General features: G+C 70.8%; 16 protein-coding genes. 12 read left to right on the top strand and 4 right to left on the bottom strand.

Annotated features, from left to right (window positions below; translation table 11 throughout):
* Positions 1–15: 15 nt before the first annotated feature.
* The gene (locus ACZ7OU_RS25435) at positions 16–351 is read right to left on the bottom strand and encodes an indolepyruvate ferredoxin oxidoreductase subunit alpha (protein ID WP_284748205.1); all 336 of its coding nucleotides are present in this window, start codon (positions 349–351) and stop codon (positions 16–18) included.
* A 17-nt stretch (positions 352–368) separates the two neighbouring features.
* Complete coding sequence (locus ACZ7OU_RS25430; RefSeq protein WP_470256998.1) at positions 369–1,346, bottom strand: NAD(P)/FAD-dependent oxidoreductase; 978 nt, start codon at positions 1,344–1,346, stop codon at positions 369–371.
* Between the two features lie 198 nt (positions 1,347–1,544).
* On the opposite strand from ACZ7OU_RS25430, the gene ACZ7OU_RS25425 reads away from it, so the two are divergent.
* The 10 genes from ACZ7OU_RS25425 to ACZ7OU_RS25380 all read left to right on the top strand — a co-directional run bounded on the left by ACZ7OU_RS25425 (position 1,545) and on the right by ACZ7OU_RS25380 (position 12,161).
* Positions 1,545–2,768 (top strand): aromatic ring-hydroxylating oxygenase subunit alpha, encoded by a 1,224-nt coding sequence (locus ACZ7OU_RS25425; RefSeq protein ID WP_470256997.1) that lies wholly within the window; start codon positions 1,545–1,547, stop codon positions 2,766–2,768.
* The gene (locus ACZ7OU_RS25420) at positions 2,768–3,700 is read left to right on the top strand and encodes a DODA-type extradiol aromatic ring-opening family dioxygenase (protein WP_470256996.1); all 933 of its coding nucleotides are present in this window, start codon (positions 2,768–2,770) and stop codon (positions 3,698–3,700) included. The genes ACZ7OU_RS25425 and ACZ7OU_RS25420 overlap by 1 nt, the downstream gene beginning before the upstream one ends.
* Complete coding sequence (locus ACZ7OU_RS25415) at positions 3,697–4,950, top strand: M20 family metallopeptidase (RefSeq protein ID WP_470256995.1); 1,254 nt, start codon at positions 3,697–3,699, stop codon at positions 4,948–4,950. The genes ACZ7OU_RS25420 and ACZ7OU_RS25415 overlap by 4 nt, the downstream gene beginning before the upstream one ends.
* Positions 4,947–5,813 (top strand): alpha/beta fold hydrolase, encoded by an 867-nt coding sequence (locus ACZ7OU_RS25410; RefSeq protein WP_470256994.1) that lies wholly within the window; start codon positions 4,947–4,949, stop codon positions 5,811–5,813. Before ACZ7OU_RS25415 ends, ACZ7OU_RS25410 begins: the two co-directional genes overlap by 4 nt.
* A 106-nt stretch (positions 5,814–5,919) precedes the next feature.
* Positions 5,920–6,774, top strand: a complete 855-nt coding sequence (locus tag ACZ7OU_RS25405) for an alpha/beta fold hydrolase (RefSeq protein ID WP_470256993.1) — start codon at positions 5,920–5,922, stop codon at positions 6,772–6,774.
* Positions 6,771–7,724, top strand: a complete 954-nt coding sequence (locus ACZ7OU_RS25400) for a quinone oxidoreductase family protein (RefSeq protein ID WP_470256992.1) — start codon at positions 6,771–6,773, stop codon at positions 7,722–7,724. Before ACZ7OU_RS25405 ends, ACZ7OU_RS25400 begins: the two co-directional genes overlap by 4 nt.
* Positions 7,725–7,784: 60 nt before the next feature.
* Positions 7,785–8,555, top strand: a complete 771-nt coding sequence (locus tag ACZ7OU_RS25395) for an IclR family transcriptional regulator (protein ID WP_470256991.1) — start codon at positions 7,785–7,787, stop codon at positions 8,553–8,555.
* A 51-nt stretch (positions 8,556–8,606) separates the two neighbouring features.
* Positions 8,607–10,214 carry a carboxylesterase/lipase family protein gene (locus tag ACZ7OU_RS25390; protein WP_470256990.1) on the top strand — a complete coding sequence of 536 codons (1,608 nt, stop codon included), beginning with the start codon at positions 8,607–8,609 and terminating at the stop codon, positions 10,212–10,214.
* A 356-nt stretch (positions 10,215–10,570) separates the two neighbouring features.
* A complete protein-coding gene (locus ACZ7OU_RS25385) occupies positions 10,571–10,996 on the top strand; it encodes a hypothetical protein (protein WP_470256989.1) in 426 nt (141 codons plus the stop codon).
* A gap of 175 nt (positions 10,997–11,171) precedes the next feature.
* Positions 11,172–12,161, top strand: a complete 990-nt coding sequence (locus ACZ7OU_RS25380) for a Dyp-type peroxidase (RefSeq protein ID WP_470256988.1) — start codon at positions 11,172–11,174, stop codon at positions 12,159–12,161.
* Positions 12,162–12,258: 97 nt separating this feature from the next.
* Here the strand turns inward: ACZ7OU_RS25380 and ACZ7OU_RS25375 are convergent, their stop codons facing one another.
* Positions 12,259–13,419: a serine hydrolase domain-containing protein gene (locus ACZ7OU_RS25375; RefSeq protein ID WP_470256987.1), complete on the bottom strand. Its 1,161-nt coding sequence runs from the start codon at positions 13,417–13,419 to the stop codon at positions 12,259–12,261.
* A 10-nt stretch (positions 13,420–13,429) separates the two neighbouring features.
* Positions 13,430–14,947: a D-alanyl-D-alanine carboxypeptidase/D-alanyl-D-alanine-endopeptidase gene (locus ACZ7OU_RS25370; RefSeq protein WP_470256986.1), complete on the bottom strand. Its 1,518-nt coding sequence runs from the start codon at positions 14,945–14,947 to the stop codon at positions 13,430–13,432.
* Between the two features lie 90 nt (positions 14,948–15,037).
* Between ACZ7OU_RS25370 and ACZ7OU_RS25365 the strand changes: the two genes are divergently transcribed.
* Entirely contained in the window at positions 15,038–15,697 is a 660-nt protein-coding gene (locus ACZ7OU_RS25365; RefSeq protein ID WP_093954156.1) for a response regulator transcription factor, read from the top strand.
* On the top strand, positions 15,694–16,881 hold the full coding sequence (locus ACZ7OU_RS25360; RefSeq protein ID WP_470256985.1) for a sensor histidine kinase: 1,188 nt from the start codon (positions 15,694–15,696) through the stop codon (positions 16,879–16,881). The genes ACZ7OU_RS25365 and ACZ7OU_RS25360 overlap by 4 nt, the downstream gene beginning before the upstream one ends.
* Positions 16,882–16,909: the final 28 nt, after the last annotated feature.

Genomic DNA, 16,909 nt, shown 5'->3' with positions numbered 1-16,909 from the left:
GGCGCCGCCCCTTTCTCAATACTGCGCGACCATCGGGGTGTCCACGCCGAGGTCGCCGACCGTGCCGGCGCCGCCGGGATCGCCCAGCGGCGCGTCCCGGCCGGGCAGGGGCTGCTCGAAGAAGGCGATCGAGTCGGTGACGAACACCGCCTTGCTCTCGTCGCCGCGGGCCTTGCGGTCGACGAAGATGGCGTCCACCGGGCACTCCGGCTCGCAGGCGCCGCATTCGATGCATTCGTTGGTGTTGATGTAGCTTTTGCGCTCGCCGACGTAGATGCAGTCGACGGGACAGACGTCCAGGCAGGCGCGGTCGGTGACGTCGATGCAGTTGGCGCCGATGACGTAGGCCATGGTCAACCTTTCCGGGTTCAGGAGTTCTCGGTCGAGTGGCCGGGGAAGAGGGACAGCTCGGGGTCGAGGGCGACCGCGGCGTTGTTGACCGCCGTCGCGACTTCGCCGAAGCCGACCGACATCAGGCGGACCTTGCCCTCGTACTCCGTCACGTCCCCGGCGGCGTAGACGCGGTCGAGGCTGGTGCGCATCCGCGAGTCGACGAGGATCGAGCGGCCGCGCAGCTGCATGCCCCAGCCGGTGAGGGGCCCGAGGTTGCTCACGAACCCGAGGGCGGCGATCACACTGTCCACTTCGAACAGTCGTGGCCGCTCTTCGCCCCGCACGCGGACGTGGGCCAGCCGCAACGTCTCCTCACCGGTGAGCGCCTCGACTTCCGCGTCGGTCACGATTTGCGTTCCGCCTTCGGCGATAGCCGTGACGCTCGCCGCGTGCGCGCGGAACGCCGACCGGCGGTGCACGAGGGTGACGGACTTCGCGATCGGCTCCAGGGCCAGTGCCCAGTCGACCGCGCTGTCCCCACCGCCCACGACCAGCACGTTCTGCCCGGTGTGCCGGTCCAGGTCGGTGACGAAGTAGCTGAGGCCCCGGCCGAGGTAGTCCTCCCCGGCGGGCAGCTTGCGCGGGGTGAACGTCCCGATCCCGGCCGTCAGGATCACCGCGCCGGCCCGGACGACCGAGCCGTCGGACAGGGTGACCTCGGGCCGTCCGTCCTCGGCACGGCCCAGTGCCACGGCCTGACGGCCCAGCAGGTACTCGGGGTCGTAGCGAGAAGCCTGGTCGAGCAGCGCGGTCACGAAGTCGCGGCCCCGCGCGCGCGGCAACCCGGCGACGTCGAGGATCTCTTTCTCCGGGTACAAGGCGGCGATCTGCCCGCCCGGCTGCGGTAGCCCGTCGACGACGACGGTGCGCAGCCCGCGGAAGCCCGCGCAGTAGGCGCCGTAGAGCCCGGTCGGTCCGGCGCCGACCAGGAGGATGTCGGTGTCGAGGGCCATGAGTCCTCCGTGAAGTGTCGAAAGTGGACAACGCCGGACGTTAGGCGGGCACTGTGGCGCGGGCCCGGATCGCGGACCGGTGAGCGGACCACGTCCCGGTTTTCGGATCGGGTTCGGTGAGCGGACCGGAGGCGTTGGCCCGCGGCGCAGGCGGTGGTGGACTCGCGTCGGCTTCGGCACAACGAACTTGGAGCGGTCATGAGCGTGCAGAACGGCGAGACGGCCACCACCCCGGCCCGGCGGAGCCGGCGACCGGCGAGGCTCCCGGGCCGGCAGGACTGGTCGAGCTGGCCGCACTACCAGGCCGCGGCGGCCGGGTTCCGCGGCTACTGGTACCCAGTGGGGTACTCGTCGCGGTTCACCGGCAAGCCCCGGCAGATCACGCTGCTCGGGCAGAAGATCGTGCTGGTGCGCGACGGCGGCAACGTGTACGCGCTGAAGGACCGCTGCCCGCATCGCGGGGTGCCGTTGTCGGAGGGCAACCAGCAGTTCGCGGGCACGATCTCGTGCCCGTACCACGGCTGGACGTTCGACCTGAAGACCGGCGACCTCAAGGCCGCGATCACCGACGGCCCGGCCTCCCCGATCTGCGGCAAGGTCAAGCAACCCACGTACGCGGTCGAAGAACGCCTGGGCATGGTGTGGGTGTTCGTCGGCGACGGTGAAGAGGCCCCGCCGATCGACGAACAGCTGCCCGAGGAACTCGTGCACAACGAGGCCATCGTCGGCTCCCGGATCCAGCCCCGCGAAGGCAACTGGCGCTTCGCGTGCGAGAACGGCTACGACGAAGGCCACGCGAAGTACCTGCACCGCACGGCGTTGTGGCGGCTGTTCAAGGCGATGCCGGTGTGGAACGAGACCCGGATCATCCAGCGTGGCCGGTGGATCTACCGCGTCCAGGACAAGCAGTACTGGACGGCGGACTTCCCCGGCCTCGGCAAGTGGGACAACCAGGCGTGGTTCAAGCTGCGGCCGCCGAAGGAGGTCGGCAACGTCGGCAACACCAGCACCCACCGCGAAACCAACCCGGTGATCGCGGCGCAGGAGTTCCCCGGTTTCGCGTCGGTGAGCATGCCTGGCGTGCTGCGGATCGTCTACCCGACGTTCATCCACTACGAGTTCTACGTCCCGGTCGACGCCGACAACCACCTCTACGTCGGCGTGCTGGCGAGCTTCCAGCGTGGGCTGAAGGCATTGCCGTTCTACGCCAAGTACCTCGGCTTCGTCCGGTGGCTCTTCCACGGCCAGTTCTCCGGGCAGGACAAGTGGATGGTCGAGGTGACCGACGCCCCGCCGGAGAAGCTCTACCGGCCCGACGACTCGCTGCTCAAGTGGCGCAAGCTCGCCGAGGACACCTGCGAGGAACGCGTCGACCGGCTGGGCGCGCAGGGCGTCACCGTCCCGGTCCCGGAGGCGAACTGATGGCGCGCGTGGTGCTCGGCGTCGGGGCGTCCCACTCGACGTTGATGAACACCCACTGGGACAAGGTCGTGCACACCGACCGCGCGGAACGCTTCCGCGACGCGCTGCGCGAGGCGCGGGACGAGATCGCCGCGGCGAAGCCCGACCTCGCGATCATCGTGGGTTCGAACCACTTCCGCGGGTTCTGGCTGGACATGATCCCGCCGTTCACCCTCGGCGTCGGCGAGGTGATCGGCTCGGGCGAGGCGAAAACACCGTCGGGGCCACAGAAAACCGCACCGGAGTTCGCCCAGCGGCTCGCCGAAGACCTCGTCGAACGCGGCACCGAGGTGGCGATCTCGGCGCGGCTGCAGATCGACCACGGCCAGACCCACGCCATCCAGTACCTCCTGGACGGCATCGACGTGCCCGTGGTCCCGTTGGTGGTCAACGTCTTCGCGGCCCCGCTGCCCCGCACCGACCGCTGCGCCGAGCTGGGCCGCAACATCGCTCTAGCGATCGCTTCTCTGCCCGAAGACCTGCGAGTGGTCGTGATCGCGTCCGGCGGCCTGTCGCACCAGCTGCCGTGGCCCGACGACTGGCGTGCGCCCGAAGGCGAGGACGAAGAGTTCCTGGTGGAGGCCTGGCTCAACGGCCGCGGCGACTGGGAAAGCTACGACGGCCGCCGTCGCGAGATCATCACCGCGGCCCGCCCGGTGCTGTTCCCCGAGTTCGACGAGGCGTTCCTGGCCGACCTCGAACGCGGCGAACTCGAGAAGTACACGTCGCTGACCACCGAGGAGATCGGCAAGGCGGCCGGCAACGGCGGCCAAGAGCTGCGCACCTGGCTCGTCATGGCCGCCGCACTGGGCTTCAAGCCGGGCCGCGCGCTGGCCTACTCCCCCATGCCCGAGTGGCTGACCGGGATGGGGGCCGCGGTGATCCGGCCGTGACGACCCTCGACACCGTCCTCGCTCGTATCACCGAGGACCGGCTCCGCGAGGCCGCGCACGCGGTCACGGCGATCCCCAGCCCGACCGGCCGCGAAGCACCCCTGGCCCGCATGCTCGCCACGCGGTTGTCGGCCGCCGGGTTCGCCGCTCAAGCCCAGCACCTCGACGAGTTCCAGGCCAACGCCGTCGGCCGGCTGCGCGGGTCCGGCGGCGGCGAGGACCTGATGCTCTACGCCCCGATCGACACCCTCACCACCGGACAGTCCGAATTGGACGTTCCCTGGGTCGGGCCGGAGCTGCGGCCGGACATGCAACCCGAGCCCCGCGACGAAGGTCCGTTCGTCTCCGGCCTCGGGGCGAGCAACCCGAAGGGCCACGCGGCCTGCATCCTCGTGCTCGCCGAGGCTCTGGGCACGGTCCGGCCCGAGCTGACCGGTGACGTCGTCGTGGCGTTCGGTGCGGGCGGCATGCCCACCAACGCGATCGAGGCACCCGGCTACCCCGCGCGGGCCAACACCGGACAGGGCGTCGGCTGCTCGTTCCTGCTCGAACGCGGCTGGCACACCGACTACGCGGTGATCGCCAAGCCCGGGGACTTCGTCGCCCACGACGAAGTCGGGTTGTGCTGGTTCGAGATCACCGTGCCCGGCATCCACACCTACGTCGGCAGTCGCCACCGGCTGCCCTACCGCAACCCGATCGTCACGGCCGCCGACGTGGTGACGCGCCTGGAGCGGTGGCTCGCCGACTACCCGGCCCGCCACCGCACGGCCACCGCGGCTCCCCAGGGCATCATCGGATCGATCGCCGGCGGCTGGGAACGGATGCTCGCGGTCACTCCGGCGGCCTGTCGGATCCGCCTCGACCTCCGGATCGCGCCGGGCACGACACCGTTGTCCGTCAAACGGGAACTGGCGGCGTTCCTGGACCAGTTCGACGTGGAGCTGGAGATGGTGCTGGCCATCCCCGGCACGTCCACCCCGCCCGACTCGCCGATCGTGCGTACCGCGATCGAGGCCTGGGAACGCACTTCCGGCCGACCGCACGAGCCCGTGCCGGACAACAGCGGGGCCACGGACGCGAACATCCTGCGCGCCCGCGGCATCCCGACCGTCCGGACCGGCATGCCGAAGGCGACCTCCGAGGATTTCAGCCGCGGCATGAACACCGTCGACGTCCGCGCGATGCGCCGCCTGTGCGAGGTCCTCGCCCGCACGACCCTCTCCACCACCGGGAAGGAAACAGCATGACCCCACCACCCGAGAGCCACTACGCCGACGGCGGCGGCGTCACCTACCACTACCACGACCTCGGCTCCGGCCCGGACACCGTGTTCCTGCACGGCGGCGGCCCCGGCTGCACCGGGTGGAGCGACTTCGGGCCGGTGGCGCCGCTGTTCGCCGAAGACCGGCGGTGCCTCCTGGTCGACATCCACCAGTACGGCCGCTCGGCGAAAACCCCGATCACCGGGCCGATGTGGGACCACCACGCGGCCAAGACCGTCGCCCTGCTCGACACCCTGGGCGTCGAGCGCGCGGACTTCGTCTGCAACTCCTGGGGCGGCACCATCGCGCTCAACCTCGCCGCGAAGTACCCGGACCGGGTGCGCTCGCTGGTCGTCACCGGCAGCATGCCGGTCTTCTACGGTCCCCTTGCTCCCCTGCCCGAGGGCGGCCGACGCGGCCGCAACGCGCGTGACGCCTACTACGGCGGCGAAGGCCCGACGCGCGAGAAGATGCGCCACCTGATCACCACCCTCGAGTGGTACGACGCCGACCAGCTCCCCGACGAGACCCTCGACCTGCGCTACGAGCAGAGTCTCGACCCCGGCGAGCGCGAACTGGCCGCGATGTCGGACTCGCCCCGCGGCGAGTGGCAGGACCTGACGGCCGAGCTGGGCCGCGTCCAGGCGCCCACGCTGTTCATCTGGGGCATGCAGGACGCGTTCCTCACCCCCGACTACCCGCTGATGCTGGCGCGCATGGTGCCCCACGGCAACCTGCACGTCATGGACCACGTTTCCCACCACCTGCAGGAAGAACGGCCGCACGCCTACCACGCCGTCGTCGACGGCTTCTTCCGTTCCCTGGTCCCGCAAGGAGTTCCGGCATGAAGGTCCTGCTCGTCTCGATCGCTACCGCGGCGACGCTGGCCGCCCTGCGCAAGCTCGCCGCGTACAGCAACACCCAAGTCCACCGCATCAACACCAAGGAGCACGCGTGAGCATCTGGACCGAACTCAGTCCCATCCCGCACCGCGTGGAGTACGTCGACGCCGCCGGCGTCCCCACCCGGGCGCTGCGGGCCGGGAGCCCGGACGCCGACGCCGTCGTGTTCCTGCACGGCACCAGCGGGCACCTGGAAGCGTTCGCCCGCAACATCGTCGCCCACAGCGAATTCGACGTCCACGCGATCGACATGCTCGGCCACGGCTACACCGGCAAGCCCGCCCAGCCGTACGAGATCGCCGACTACGTCAAGCACCTCCTGGACTACTTCGACGCCGTCGGCATCCACGCCGCGCACATCGTCGGCGAATCCCTGGGCGGCTGGGTCGGCGCGCGCGCCGCGGTCGACCACCCGGAGCGGGTGCTGAGCCTGCAGCTGCTGTGCGCCGGCGGGACCGTGGCCAACCCCGAGGTCATGGACCGGATCCGCACCAGCACGAAGAACGCCGTCGCCACCGACGACGTCGAGCTCACCCGCAAACGCTTGCGCCTGCTCATGGCGAGCGAGGAGAACGCGACCGAAGAGCTCGTCGAGGTCCGGCACGCGATCTACCACACGCCGGAGTTCGTAGCCAATGTGGACAACCTGCTTTCGCTGCAGGACATGGAACGGCGGCAGCGCAACCTGCTGCGCCCGGAGCAGCTGGCCCGCATCACGCAGCCGACGCTGATCGTGTGGGGCCGCCAGAACCCGTTCGGCGAGGTCCCGGAGGCCACGAAGATGCACGAGAACATCCCCGGTTCGCAGCTGGAGCTGTTCGAGGAGTGCGGGCACTGGCCACAGCACGAGCAGGCCGCCCGCTACAACCCGCTGAGCGTCGAGTTCCTCCGCAAGGCCGCTGCGTGAGGGCCGCGCGGTTCCACACGTGGGGCTCGGCCCCGGTCGTGGACGAGGTTCCCGAGCCGGTCCGCGGCGAGGGCGAGGTGCTGGTCGACGTCCAGGCGGCGGCGGTGGCGCACCTGGACGTCACCGTCGCGAGCGGCACCTTCAACCTGAAGCCACCCCTCCCCTACGCCGGTGGCGTGGAGGGCGCGGGGATCGTCGTCGAAGCGGATGCCGGTTCGGACCTCGAGCCGGGCGACCAGGTGATGCTGCGCGGCGCCGGTCTCGGCCTCCTGCGTGACGGGACCTGGACCGAGCGGCTGAGCGTGCCGGCCAAGGCCGCGAACAAGCTGGACGCCCCGCTGCCCCCCGAGGTCGCGGCGACGTTCTACGTGCCGGCGACGACCGCGTTCGTGGTCCTGCACGACGTGGCCCGGCTGAGCGAGGACGAGCACGTGGTCGTCGTCGGCGCCGCGGGCGCGGTCGGGTCGATGGTCGCCCAGCAGGCCCTGCTCGCCGGAGCGAAGGTCACCGGGATCGTGGGCCGCGCGGAGCAGCTCGCCGATGTGCCCGACGGCGTCACCGGTGTCTGCCTCGATTCCACCGAGGACATCGACCGGCTCGCTGCCGACCGACCCGTGTCCCTGCTGGTCGACACGCTCGGCGGCGATGGCCTGGTGGCCCGGACCCGCTGGGTGCGCCAAGGCGGCCGGGCGGCGGTGATCGGGTACGTGACCGGGACCGAGGTCCGCGTCGACCTGCCGTCCTGGCTCCTCGACGACGTCGCGCTGCTGCCAGTCAACATGATCCGACAGGAGCGCCGGGCTCGTGAGGTCGCCGGTGACCTCGTGAAGAAGCTCTCCGCGGGTGAGCTTTCGCTGGCCGTGCAGAAGTACGAGTTCGCCGACGCCGCGCTCGCGCTGGAGGACCTGCGGGCCGGCCGGGTTCGCGGCCGCGCGGTGCTCGTCCCCTAGCGGTTCGGTGAGCGGACCGGTCCGTTGGCCGGACCGGTTCCGCTCACCGAACCTGGTGCCATGGAAGCGAACAGCGTCCTCGGCAAGGTCCAGCTCATCCTCGAGGCCTTCGGCCCCGACGACGAGCACCTGAGCCTCACCGAACTGGCCCGCCGCTCCGGCGTGGCGAAGGCGTCGGTGCACCGCCTGGCGCAGGAGCTGCTGACCTGGGGCGTGCTGGAGCGGCGCGGCAGCGACTACTGGCTCGGCATCCGCCTGTTCGAGATCGGCCAGCGGGTGCCCCGCCAGCGCATCCTGCGTGACGCCGCCCGGCCGTACATGGAGGACCTCTACCAGGCGACGAACGAGACGATCCACCTCGCCGTCCCCGACGGCCGGGAGGTCCTCTACCTGGAGAAGGTGTCGGGCCACAGCCAGGTGACCAAGCCGTCGCGGGTGGCCGGCCGGATGCCGATGCACTGCACGGCCACCGGCAAGGTCCTGCTCGCGTTCGGTCCACGCGCGCTGGTCGACGAAGTGATCGCGTCGCCCCTCGACCGGGTCACCTCGCACACCGTCAACGCTCCCGGCCTCCTGCTCAACGAGCTGGCCCGGGCCCGCGCGAACGGCTACGCGGTCGAATACGAACAGACCCGCGTCGGCTTCGTCAGCGTCGCGATTCCGCTGACCGGCGCGACCGGCCTGACGACCGGCGCGCTGTCCATCACCGCGCCGCTGTACCGCGCCGACGTCGGCAAGTACGCCGGGCTGCTCACGATGGTGGGCCACCGGATCACCAAGACGGTCAGCGCCCTGCGGTCCGGTGATCGGACCACGTCGGCCACCCGATGAGCCCGGGCACCCCATCCTTCTCCGACACCCCACTCAATTCCGGGAGGATCGGTGCGGAAAAGACTCAAGTGGCTCGGTGCCGCGGTCGCGTTGACGGTGACCGCCGCGTCCGTGGCCGCGGGCGCCCCGGCGGCGGCGAACGCGGTGCACTCGCTCGTCGTCCAGACGGAAGCGGGCAAGGTCCAAGGGAAGACCAGCGGGGCGGTGGATTCGTTCCTGGGCATCCCGTTCGCCGCCCCGCCGGTCGGCGGGCTGCGGTGGCAGCCACCGCAGCCCGCGCCGTCGTGGCCGGGTGTCCGGCCCGCGACGGGCTACGGTCCGGAGTGCCCGCAGGGTTCCGGCTCGACGGAGGACTGCCTCTACCTGAACGTCTACCGCCCGGCGCGGGCAACGAATGAGCGACTCCCGGTGCTGCTGTGGATCCACGGCGGCGGCTTCTCATCCGGCTCCGGCAGCGCGTTCGACGGCTCGCTGCTGGCCGAAACGAACAACATCGTCGTCGTGACGATCAACTACCGGCTCGGCGCGTTCGGCTTCCTGAACCTGCCGGGCCTGAGCAAGTCCGGTGCGGGCAACTACGGCCTGCTCGACCAGGTCGCGGCCCTGAACTGGGCCAACAAGAACATCGACCGCTTCGGTGGCGACCACAAGGCGGTGACCGTCTCCGGGCTCTCCGCGGGCGGCCACTCGGTGTGCGCGCTGCTTTCGTCGCCCCTGACGCACGGCCTGATCGACGGCGCCATCATCCAGAGCGGCGGCTGCCCGAGCCACACCGTCGCCGAGTCCCAGGCAGCGGGCGCGCGGTTCGCCACCGACGCGGGCTGCACCACCGACTCGGTCAGCTGCCTACGCGCGAAGTCCGCGGCCGAACTCCAAGCCGCGAGCGCCGGCTTCCGCGGCGGCATCCTCAGCGGCCCGCTGCCCACGGCCGGCGTGCCCGAACTGCCCATCCCTCCGTCCGACGCCGTGCGGACGGGCCGCTTCGAGCGGGTCCCGCTCCTGATCGGCAGCACCCGCGACGAAGTACGGGGTTGGGCCCAGTCGTTCGCCACGGCCACGCCTGCCCAGTACTCGAAAAGCCTCGAGTACCTCTTCGGCGATCGCGCGGCGGACGTCGAGAAGGTGTACCCGCTGAGCGCTTTCTCCGCCCAGGACACGGCGGCATATGCCTTGGGTGCCGTGTGGACGGACTCGAGTGTCTTTTACGGACTGGGCGGCTGCCAGTACGCCCAGCTGGCGCAGCAGGTGTCGAAGTACCAGCCGAAGACGTTCCTGTACCGCTTCGACGCGCGAAGCCCCACTGCCCCCGCTGCTCCGGGCGCCTTCGACGTCGGCGCCTCGCACGCAGCGGACCAGGCCTACCTCTGGCCCACCGCGACCAGCCTCTACGACCGGGACAAACTGCGGCTGTCGGCCGAAATGGTCAGGTACTGGGGCGCGTTCGTCCGCCAGGGCACCCCGGACGCACCCGGGCAGGCGGAATGGCCGAGCGTCAAGGAGAAATGGGCGATGGTCCTCCAGCCGGGCGGTAGCTCGACGGTGACGTCGACCGCGTTCGCGGCCGCGCAGCACTGCGACCTGTGGAACAGCATCGGCTACCAGTGGCTCGACATCAATCCCGACCAGCTGGCCCAGCAGCTCGGAGTGGTACGCCAGTAATCCGGCCGGCGCCGGCCGACGAAATCCGGACAACGTCGGCCGGCGCCACAGCCTGGACACGGCGTTCGCTGCGAGTGCCGCCGAGAAGCGGCGCGCCAGCAGGACGGCGGTCGTGGCACGCCCACCTGCCAGGGTCGAACGCAGGCCCGAGGCCGTTTCGCCCAGGCCGCGGAGCAGGCCGACCAGGATGTCCTGCGTGCCCTTGCTGTACTGCTGGACGACGGCGAACACCAGCAGCGTCGCTCATGGAACTTCCCGGGTTTCGTGGGTGGATTCTTCAAGGCCTGCGCACGGGGCTCAAGGCCAGCGCCTGCAGTGCGGTCACCAGCTCGGCCAGGTCCCGCGGGTCGGTCGGCGTGGCAGTGCATGACCTGTGCCACCTGCTCGGACGACCCGCCGGCGGCGAAGTACTCCCGCAGGCCGGCGTCGTGTCGCTGCGCGACGACCAGCGCGACCCCATGCTGACCGTGCTCCAGGACGGCGCGGGCGTGAGCCCCCTCTACCGGTCGCTCGCCGAAACCCCGCGAGCGCTGCACCTGGCCCGGACCGCGCTCGCCGGGCTCCCCCCAGGCAAGCCGGAGGTCCGGGCGTTCAGTCCCAGCCCGCTCGCCGCCTTCCTGGCCTACGACCCGGACGAGGGACAGCGGCTGGCCGAGGACGTCCTGGGCGCGGTCCTCGACCAGCCCGCGGAGGAACGCGACGTCCTCCGACCGGGCCGCGCAGCCTCTGCACTGCCACGCCAACACCGCCTGGCGCCCGGACGCCGCACTCCCGAACCGTGACCGGCCGTTGTCGGCCGGCACAACGTCCGCTGTCGGTGGCGCCAGAACTCGCCCGTGGATGGATGACCACGTGCGAGACACCGGCCGGCGTGCCAGGCTGACGCGGAGCGTGGGGAACCCGCGCAGAAGGTGACAGGGTGATGCGGTGGGACGGCGAGCGCAACCGCAACGAGTAGTGGCACCGCCGGCCATGGCGGCGATCTTCATGGTGGTCACCGTACGGGCGGGCGCCGAAGACGACGTGCACGACGTGCTCGCCGACGTCGCGGGCCTGACGCGCGCCGTCGGGTTCCGCGCCCCCGAGGGCGATCTGAGCTGCGTCGTCGGGATCGGCGCGAAGCTGTGGGACCGGCTGTACGACTCGGCGCGCCCGGCGGAGCTCCATCCGTTCCGGGAACTGACCGGCGCCACGCACAAGGCGGTGTCGACACCCGGCGATCTGCTGTTCCACCTGCGTGCGACGCGCCTCGATCTGTGTTTCGAGCTGGCCGGCCACATCATGACCGCACTCGACGGCCACGCCGACGTCGCCGACGAAGTGCACGGGTTCCGGTACTTCGACGAACGAGACCTGCTGGGTTTCGTCGACGGCACGGAGAGCCCGTCCGGCGCGGCGGCCGTCGCCGCGGTGCAGGTCGGCGACGAGGACCCGGACTTCACCGGGAGCAGCTACGTCGTCGTGCAGAAGTACCTGCACGACCTCGACACCTGGGCGACGCTACCGGTCGAAGAGCAGGAACGGGCGATCGGCAGGCACAAGCTCAGCGACATCGAACTGCCCGACGCGGCCAAGCCGCCGAACTCGCACCTCGCGTTGAACACGATCACCGACGAGGACGGCACCCAGCTTCAGATCGTGCGGGACAACATGCCGTTCGGCACGATCGGCACCCGCGAGTTCGGCACCTATTTCATCGGCTACACCAGCCATCCCGCCATCATCGAGCAGATGCTGCGGAACATGTTCCTCGGCTCCCCACCGGGAAACCACGACCGGATCCTCGACTTCTCCACGGCGGTCACCGGCGGCCTGTTCTTCGTGCCCACCGAGGACTTCCTCGAGAACCCGCCGGCACCCACCACGACCGAGGCCGCCGCGGCAACCGAGATTCGTCCGGACGGCTCCTTGGGGATCGGCAGCTTGCGGGAGACCAGCACGTCATGACCAACCGGCACCGCGACATCCGACGAGATCAGCCACCCGGTCGAACCGACGTAGCTTGACAAGATCCAGGCGCGGATCCTCGGCTGCGGCTGCGGGCTCACTCCCGACAGACCGCCGACCCGACCAGCTCCTGCGCCAGTTCGACGATCGGCCGGATGGAGGTGTCGTAGTTGCTCAGCACGACGACCACCCAACCGGCCTCCGGGAAGACGTCGATATTGGTCGACCGGCCGGGGCCGCTGCCGGAATGGCCGACTATGCGGTTCTTTCCCGCGATCGTCTCGACGTGGCCGTAGCCGTAGAGCTGTAGTTGTCCGGCGAATGCCGGCCGGTCGGTCGGGCTGAGCGGGTGCCTGCCGCTGGTGACGAGGTGTGTGCAGGCGGGGTCGAGCAGCTTCTCCCCGTGCAGTGCGGTGGCGAACCGCAGGAGGTCGGGCGCTGACGAGAACGCGCCGTGGTACGGGCTGCCGAGGTAGGGCAGGTACGGCGTGGTCGTGATGTCCACGCGGTCGCCTGTCGGTTGGCTCAGGTAGCCGTGGGCGATGGTTCGGTCCGCGATGACTTGCGGGCGGGTGTAGAAGTCGGTGTGTGTCAAGCCTGCCGGCGCGAACACGTTTCGGCGTATGTAGTCGTAGTAGGTCACTCCGGCCACCGCCGCCGTCACGGCGCCGAGCAGGAAGTAGCCGTCGTTGCTGTAGCTCCACTGCGAACCCGGCGTGAAGCGCAGCGGAAGTGTGCGCAGGTAGGCCAGCATGCCTTGCCAGATATCGGTTTCGCTGTCCCACTCGTCCTCGCCGGGCGGGCGCTGATTGGTGAGACCGGGCCGTCCGGCGCCCGCGGTGTGGGTGAGCAGCTGGTGGATCGTCACCCGTGCGACGTCGGCCGGGAAGCCGTCGAGGTAGTCACCCAACGGCGCGTGCAGTGCCACTTTTCCCCGCTGTACCAGCTGGGTGAGCGCGACCGCGGTGAACGACTTGGTCATCGACGCCAGGTCGATGGCCGTGTTCTGGTCGTTGGCGATGCCACGGCTCCGGTCGGCCATGCCGTGAGAGCTGATCAGCACGGGGCGGTTTCGGTGTGCGACCAGGACGGTGCCGGAGAACTGGTCGGCAGCCGCGCGGTCGGCGACGAACCGGTCGAGGCGTCCGCCGGGGCGCAGGTCGGAGCCGGTTTGGGCGACAGCCGGACCGGCCATGGCGAGCAGACCGCCGGTCGCGCCGAGCAGGCCCAGTGCCGACCGTCGGGAGTGGAGGGTCATGGGTTTCCTCTCAGTGGACAAGGGACTCGTAGACGGCGGTGACGATCTCGCCCTGCGCGACGCCGACGCGTCCTTCCAGCGCGAACGCCTCTTCCGGCGAGCTGACCGGTTTCTCCGTGAACTGCGCGAACGCGACCAGCGTGCCGTCGGGCAGGCACAGGTAGCCGGCCATCGCCTTGTACAGGCCGGTGCCGGTGCCGCCGGTGCCGGTCTTGGCGAACACGCGTCCCGCGGCGGGAGAGTTCGGCAGGACGTCCGCCAGGGTGCCGTCCCGGCCCATGACCGGCAGCCCCTCCCGGTACCGGGTGAAGTAGGGCTGCCGGGCCATGTGCTCGAGGAACCGGACGAAGTAGTCCGGCGTGTAGCCGCCGTTCGCCGGGTCGTCCGGGTCGAGGCCGGCCCGGACGACGAGTTCACGTCCGAGCCGCCGGCCCGTCGCTTTCGGTGTGTCCGGGTCACCGCCGGCTATCGCGCCGACCAGGTAGGGGAAGTAGACGGTGTGCACGTTGGAGCTGAGCTTGAGCATCACCTTCACCTCCTCCGAGAGCGGGAGCGAGACGTGCTCGGCGAGCCTGACCATGCGACGGTCCACTGTGGTCACCGAATTTCCGGTGACGTAGATGCCCTCGTCGGCGAGGGCTTGCGTGAACGCGACCTCGGCGAAACCGGCGGGGTCGGGCACGAAGTACGGACACAGCAAGGGTGACGCGCCGAGAGCGACCTCCCCGGTCAGCCGTACCACCCCGGCGGACGTGCTGAAGGCCAAGCGCCGCGACGGGATCGCGACCGTGGTCACCTCGTTGACGATGTCCACGTAGCCGAGCTCCGGTGTCACCCGGAGTGTGGCCGGCGCGCCGATCCGGTCGCCGGGGCGTACCACGACGTCGACGATGTTGTCGTTGATCATCATGGGAGAGACCGGCAGCCGGAGGTCGCCCTGTGGGAGTGCCTCGGTGCCCTGCCGGAACAACGAGGTGTCCACCCGCACGGTGCCGTCGACGCGGCGGACTCCGTGGCGGGCGACCTGGCGGGCGAGGTGGCGCAGCTGCCGGAGGGGATCGCCGGCGATCGGGTGGCCGGCGGTGCCGTAGGAGTGGTCCGGGACGGGCAACGCGAGCGAGCCGTCCCGCTGGACGCGCGGGCCGAGCAGCAGGTCTCCGCCGGCCACCACCGTCAGGTCGCCCCTCAGCGTGCCGAGGACGACCGGGCCGGTGCGGTGCACCGTGGTGCGGAACCGGTGACCGGGCCCGAGGGCGTCGAACGCCGAACCCGCGATGAACAGCTTGACCGCGGAGGCGGGCTCGAACCGTTGCTGTGGGTTCAGCACGTGGATGGGCTCGGCGGCGCCGTGCACCTGGAACCGCATGCCCCAGCGTGAGCCCGCGAACTCCGGCCTGTCGGTGACCGCCCGGATCCGGCCCGCGAGGCCGGAGTCGGCGTGTGCCGTGGCGAGGCCGGGAAGGAGTCCGGCGGCGAGGGGTGCCGCACCGAGCATGCCGAGCACGGCGCGTCGTGAGTGGTGGGTCATGATCACCAGGAGTACGCGGGTCGTGGTTGCACCGTGGTTACAGCCGCGATGTAACCACGGTGCAACGTCTGGTGCGGCACGCTGTCGCGTGTGCGCGTGCTGGTGATCGAGGACGACGTGGAGCTGGCCGAGGCGATCGGCGCCGGGCTGCGTCGCGAGCGGATGGCCGTCGACGTGGCGTTCGACGGCGTGACGGGACTGGCGGCGGCGCAGGTCCACGACTACGACGTGATCGTGCTCGACCGGGACCTGCCCGGCCGGCACGGCGACGACGTGTGTGCGCGGCTGGCCGCCGACGGCTGCCGGGGCCGGGTGCTCATGCTGACCGCGGCGGCGACCATCGAGGACCGCGTCGACGGTCTCGGCCTCGGCGCGGACGACTACCTGCCCAAGCCGTTCGCGTTCGCCGAGCTGGTCGCGCGGCTGCGGGCGTTGTTCCGGCGGGCCCAGCCCGCGCTGCCACCGGTCCTCGAGGCGGGCGGTCTCGTGCTCGACGCCGCACGGCGGTCCGCCAGCCGCGACGGTCGGCTTCTCGACCTCGGACCGAAGGAGTTCGGCGTGCTGGAGCTGCTGCTGGCCGCACGAGGCAGGATCGTGCCCGCCGAGGAGCTGCTGGAGCGGGTGTGGGACCAGATGGCCGACCCGTTCACGACCGCGGTGAAGGTGACGGTCAGCCGGTTGCGGCGCAAGCTCGGCGAGCCCTCGCTGATCGAGACCGTGCCGCAGGCCGGGTACCGGATCGGCCCATGAGGTTCACCCCGACCGTGCGGTGGCGGCTCACCGCTGTCCACAGCGGACTCTTCCTCCTGTCCGGAGCCGGGTTGCTGCTCATCACGTACCTGTTGGTGGCCGGCGGTTTCCCGGTGGTGAAGCTGCGTGCGGGCCCGGCGGACGTGATCGAGGTCTGCACACTGTCCGGTGAGACGACCGCGACCGGCACCGACTTCGACGCGTGCGCCGCACGGGCCCAGCGGCTGATCGCCGCCCAGCAGGACGAGACACTGCGACTGCTGCTGTTCCGGTCGGGCGCCGCGCTCGCGATCATGACCGTGGTGTCGGTCGGTCTCGGCTGGTTCTTCGCCGGACGTGCGCTACGGCCGTTGCGGGTGATCACGGCCGCGGCTCGGCACATCTCCGCGAGCGACCTGCACCAGCGGCTCGCGATGACCGGCCGCCGCGACGAGCTGCGCGAGCTCGGCGACACGTTCGACGGTTTGCTCGCCCGGCTGGACGACGCGTTCACCGCGCAGCGGCAGTTCGTGGCCAACGCGTCGCACGAGCTGCGGACGCCGCTCGCCAGGCAGCGGACGGTGCTGGAGGTGGCACTCGCCGACCCCGGCGCGACCGTGGCCGGGCTGCGGACGGTGTGCGGACGGGTGCTCGCGGCCGGGGAGCAGCAGGAACGGCTGATCGAGGCGTTGCTGACGCTGGCACGCAGCGAACGCGGCCTCGCCCGCCGCGACCCCGTCGACCTCCGCGCCGTCACGGCGTCGGTCGTGTCGTCGCACCCGGAGATCCGGACGTGCCTGTCGCCGGCGCCGATACTCGGCGACGCGCGGCTGGCCGAACGCATGGTCGCCAACCTCGTGGACAACGCCGTCCGGCACAACATCCCGGACGGGACGGTCGAGGTGACGATGGAGTCCGAGGCGGCCACCACGACGCTGAGGGTGACCAACACGGGCCCGGTGATCCCGCCGGGTGAGGTCGACCGCCTGCTGCAGCCGTTCACCCGCCTGACGGGGGGACGCACCGCACGCGACGGGCTTGGCCTCGGCCTCCCGATCGTGGCGGCCATCGTCACCGCACACGGCGGCGACCTCGATGTCCGGCCCGGCCGGTCCGGCGGCCTCGTCGTGACGGTCCGACTCCCCGCGAGTGACGGCGTGCGGAGCCAGGTCGCCCGACGCCAGAGGTACTCGAGCGGCCGGTAGCGGCGGGCGCGTCCGGCCGCATCGCGGG

This window comes from Amycolatopsis sp. NPDC114505, assembly GCF_055633615.1.
Note: the sequence above shows the minus strand (reverse complement) of the source record. Positions and strands in the feature narration are given on the sequence as shown.

Excerpts from the sequence above, each read along its gene's own strand:
- ACZ7OU_RS25435 (WP_284748205.1), bottom strand. The coding sequence starts at position 351 with ATGGCCTACGTCATCGGCGCCAACTGCATCGACGTCACCGACCGCGCC.
- ACZ7OU_RS25430 (WP_470256998.1), bottom strand. The coding sequence starts at position 1,346 with ATGGCCCTCGACACCGACATCCTCCTGGTCGGCGCCGGACCGACCGGG.
- ACZ7OU_RS25425 (WP_470256997.1), top strand. The coding sequence starts at position 1,545 with ATGAGCGTGCAGAACGGCGAGACGGCCACCACCCCGGCCCGGCGGAGC.
- ACZ7OU_RS25420 (WP_470256996.1), top strand. The coding sequence starts at position 2,768 with ATGGCGCGCGTGGTGCTCGGCGTCGGGGCGTCCCACTCGACGTTGATG.
- ACZ7OU_RS25410 (WP_470256994.1), top strand. The coding sequence starts at position 4,947 with ATGACCCCACCACCCGAGAGCCACTACGCCGACGGCGGCGGCGTCACC.
- ACZ7OU_RS25395 (WP_470256991.1), top strand. The coding sequence starts at position 7,785 with ATGGAAGCGAACAGCGTCCTCGGCAAGGTCCAGCTCATCCTCGAGGCC.
- ACZ7OU_RS25375 (WP_470256987.1), bottom strand. The coding sequence starts at position 13,419 with ATGACCCTCCACTCCCGACGGTCGGCACTGGGCCTGCTCGGCGCGACC.
- ACZ7OU_RS25370 (WP_470256986.1), bottom strand. The coding sequence starts at position 14,947 with ATGACCCACCACTCACGACGCGCCGTGCTCGGCATGCTCGGTGCGGCA.
- ACZ7OU_RS25360 (WP_470256985.1), top strand. The coding sequence starts at position 15,694 with ATGAGGTTCACCCCGACCGTGCGGTGGCGGCTCACCGCTGTCCACAGC.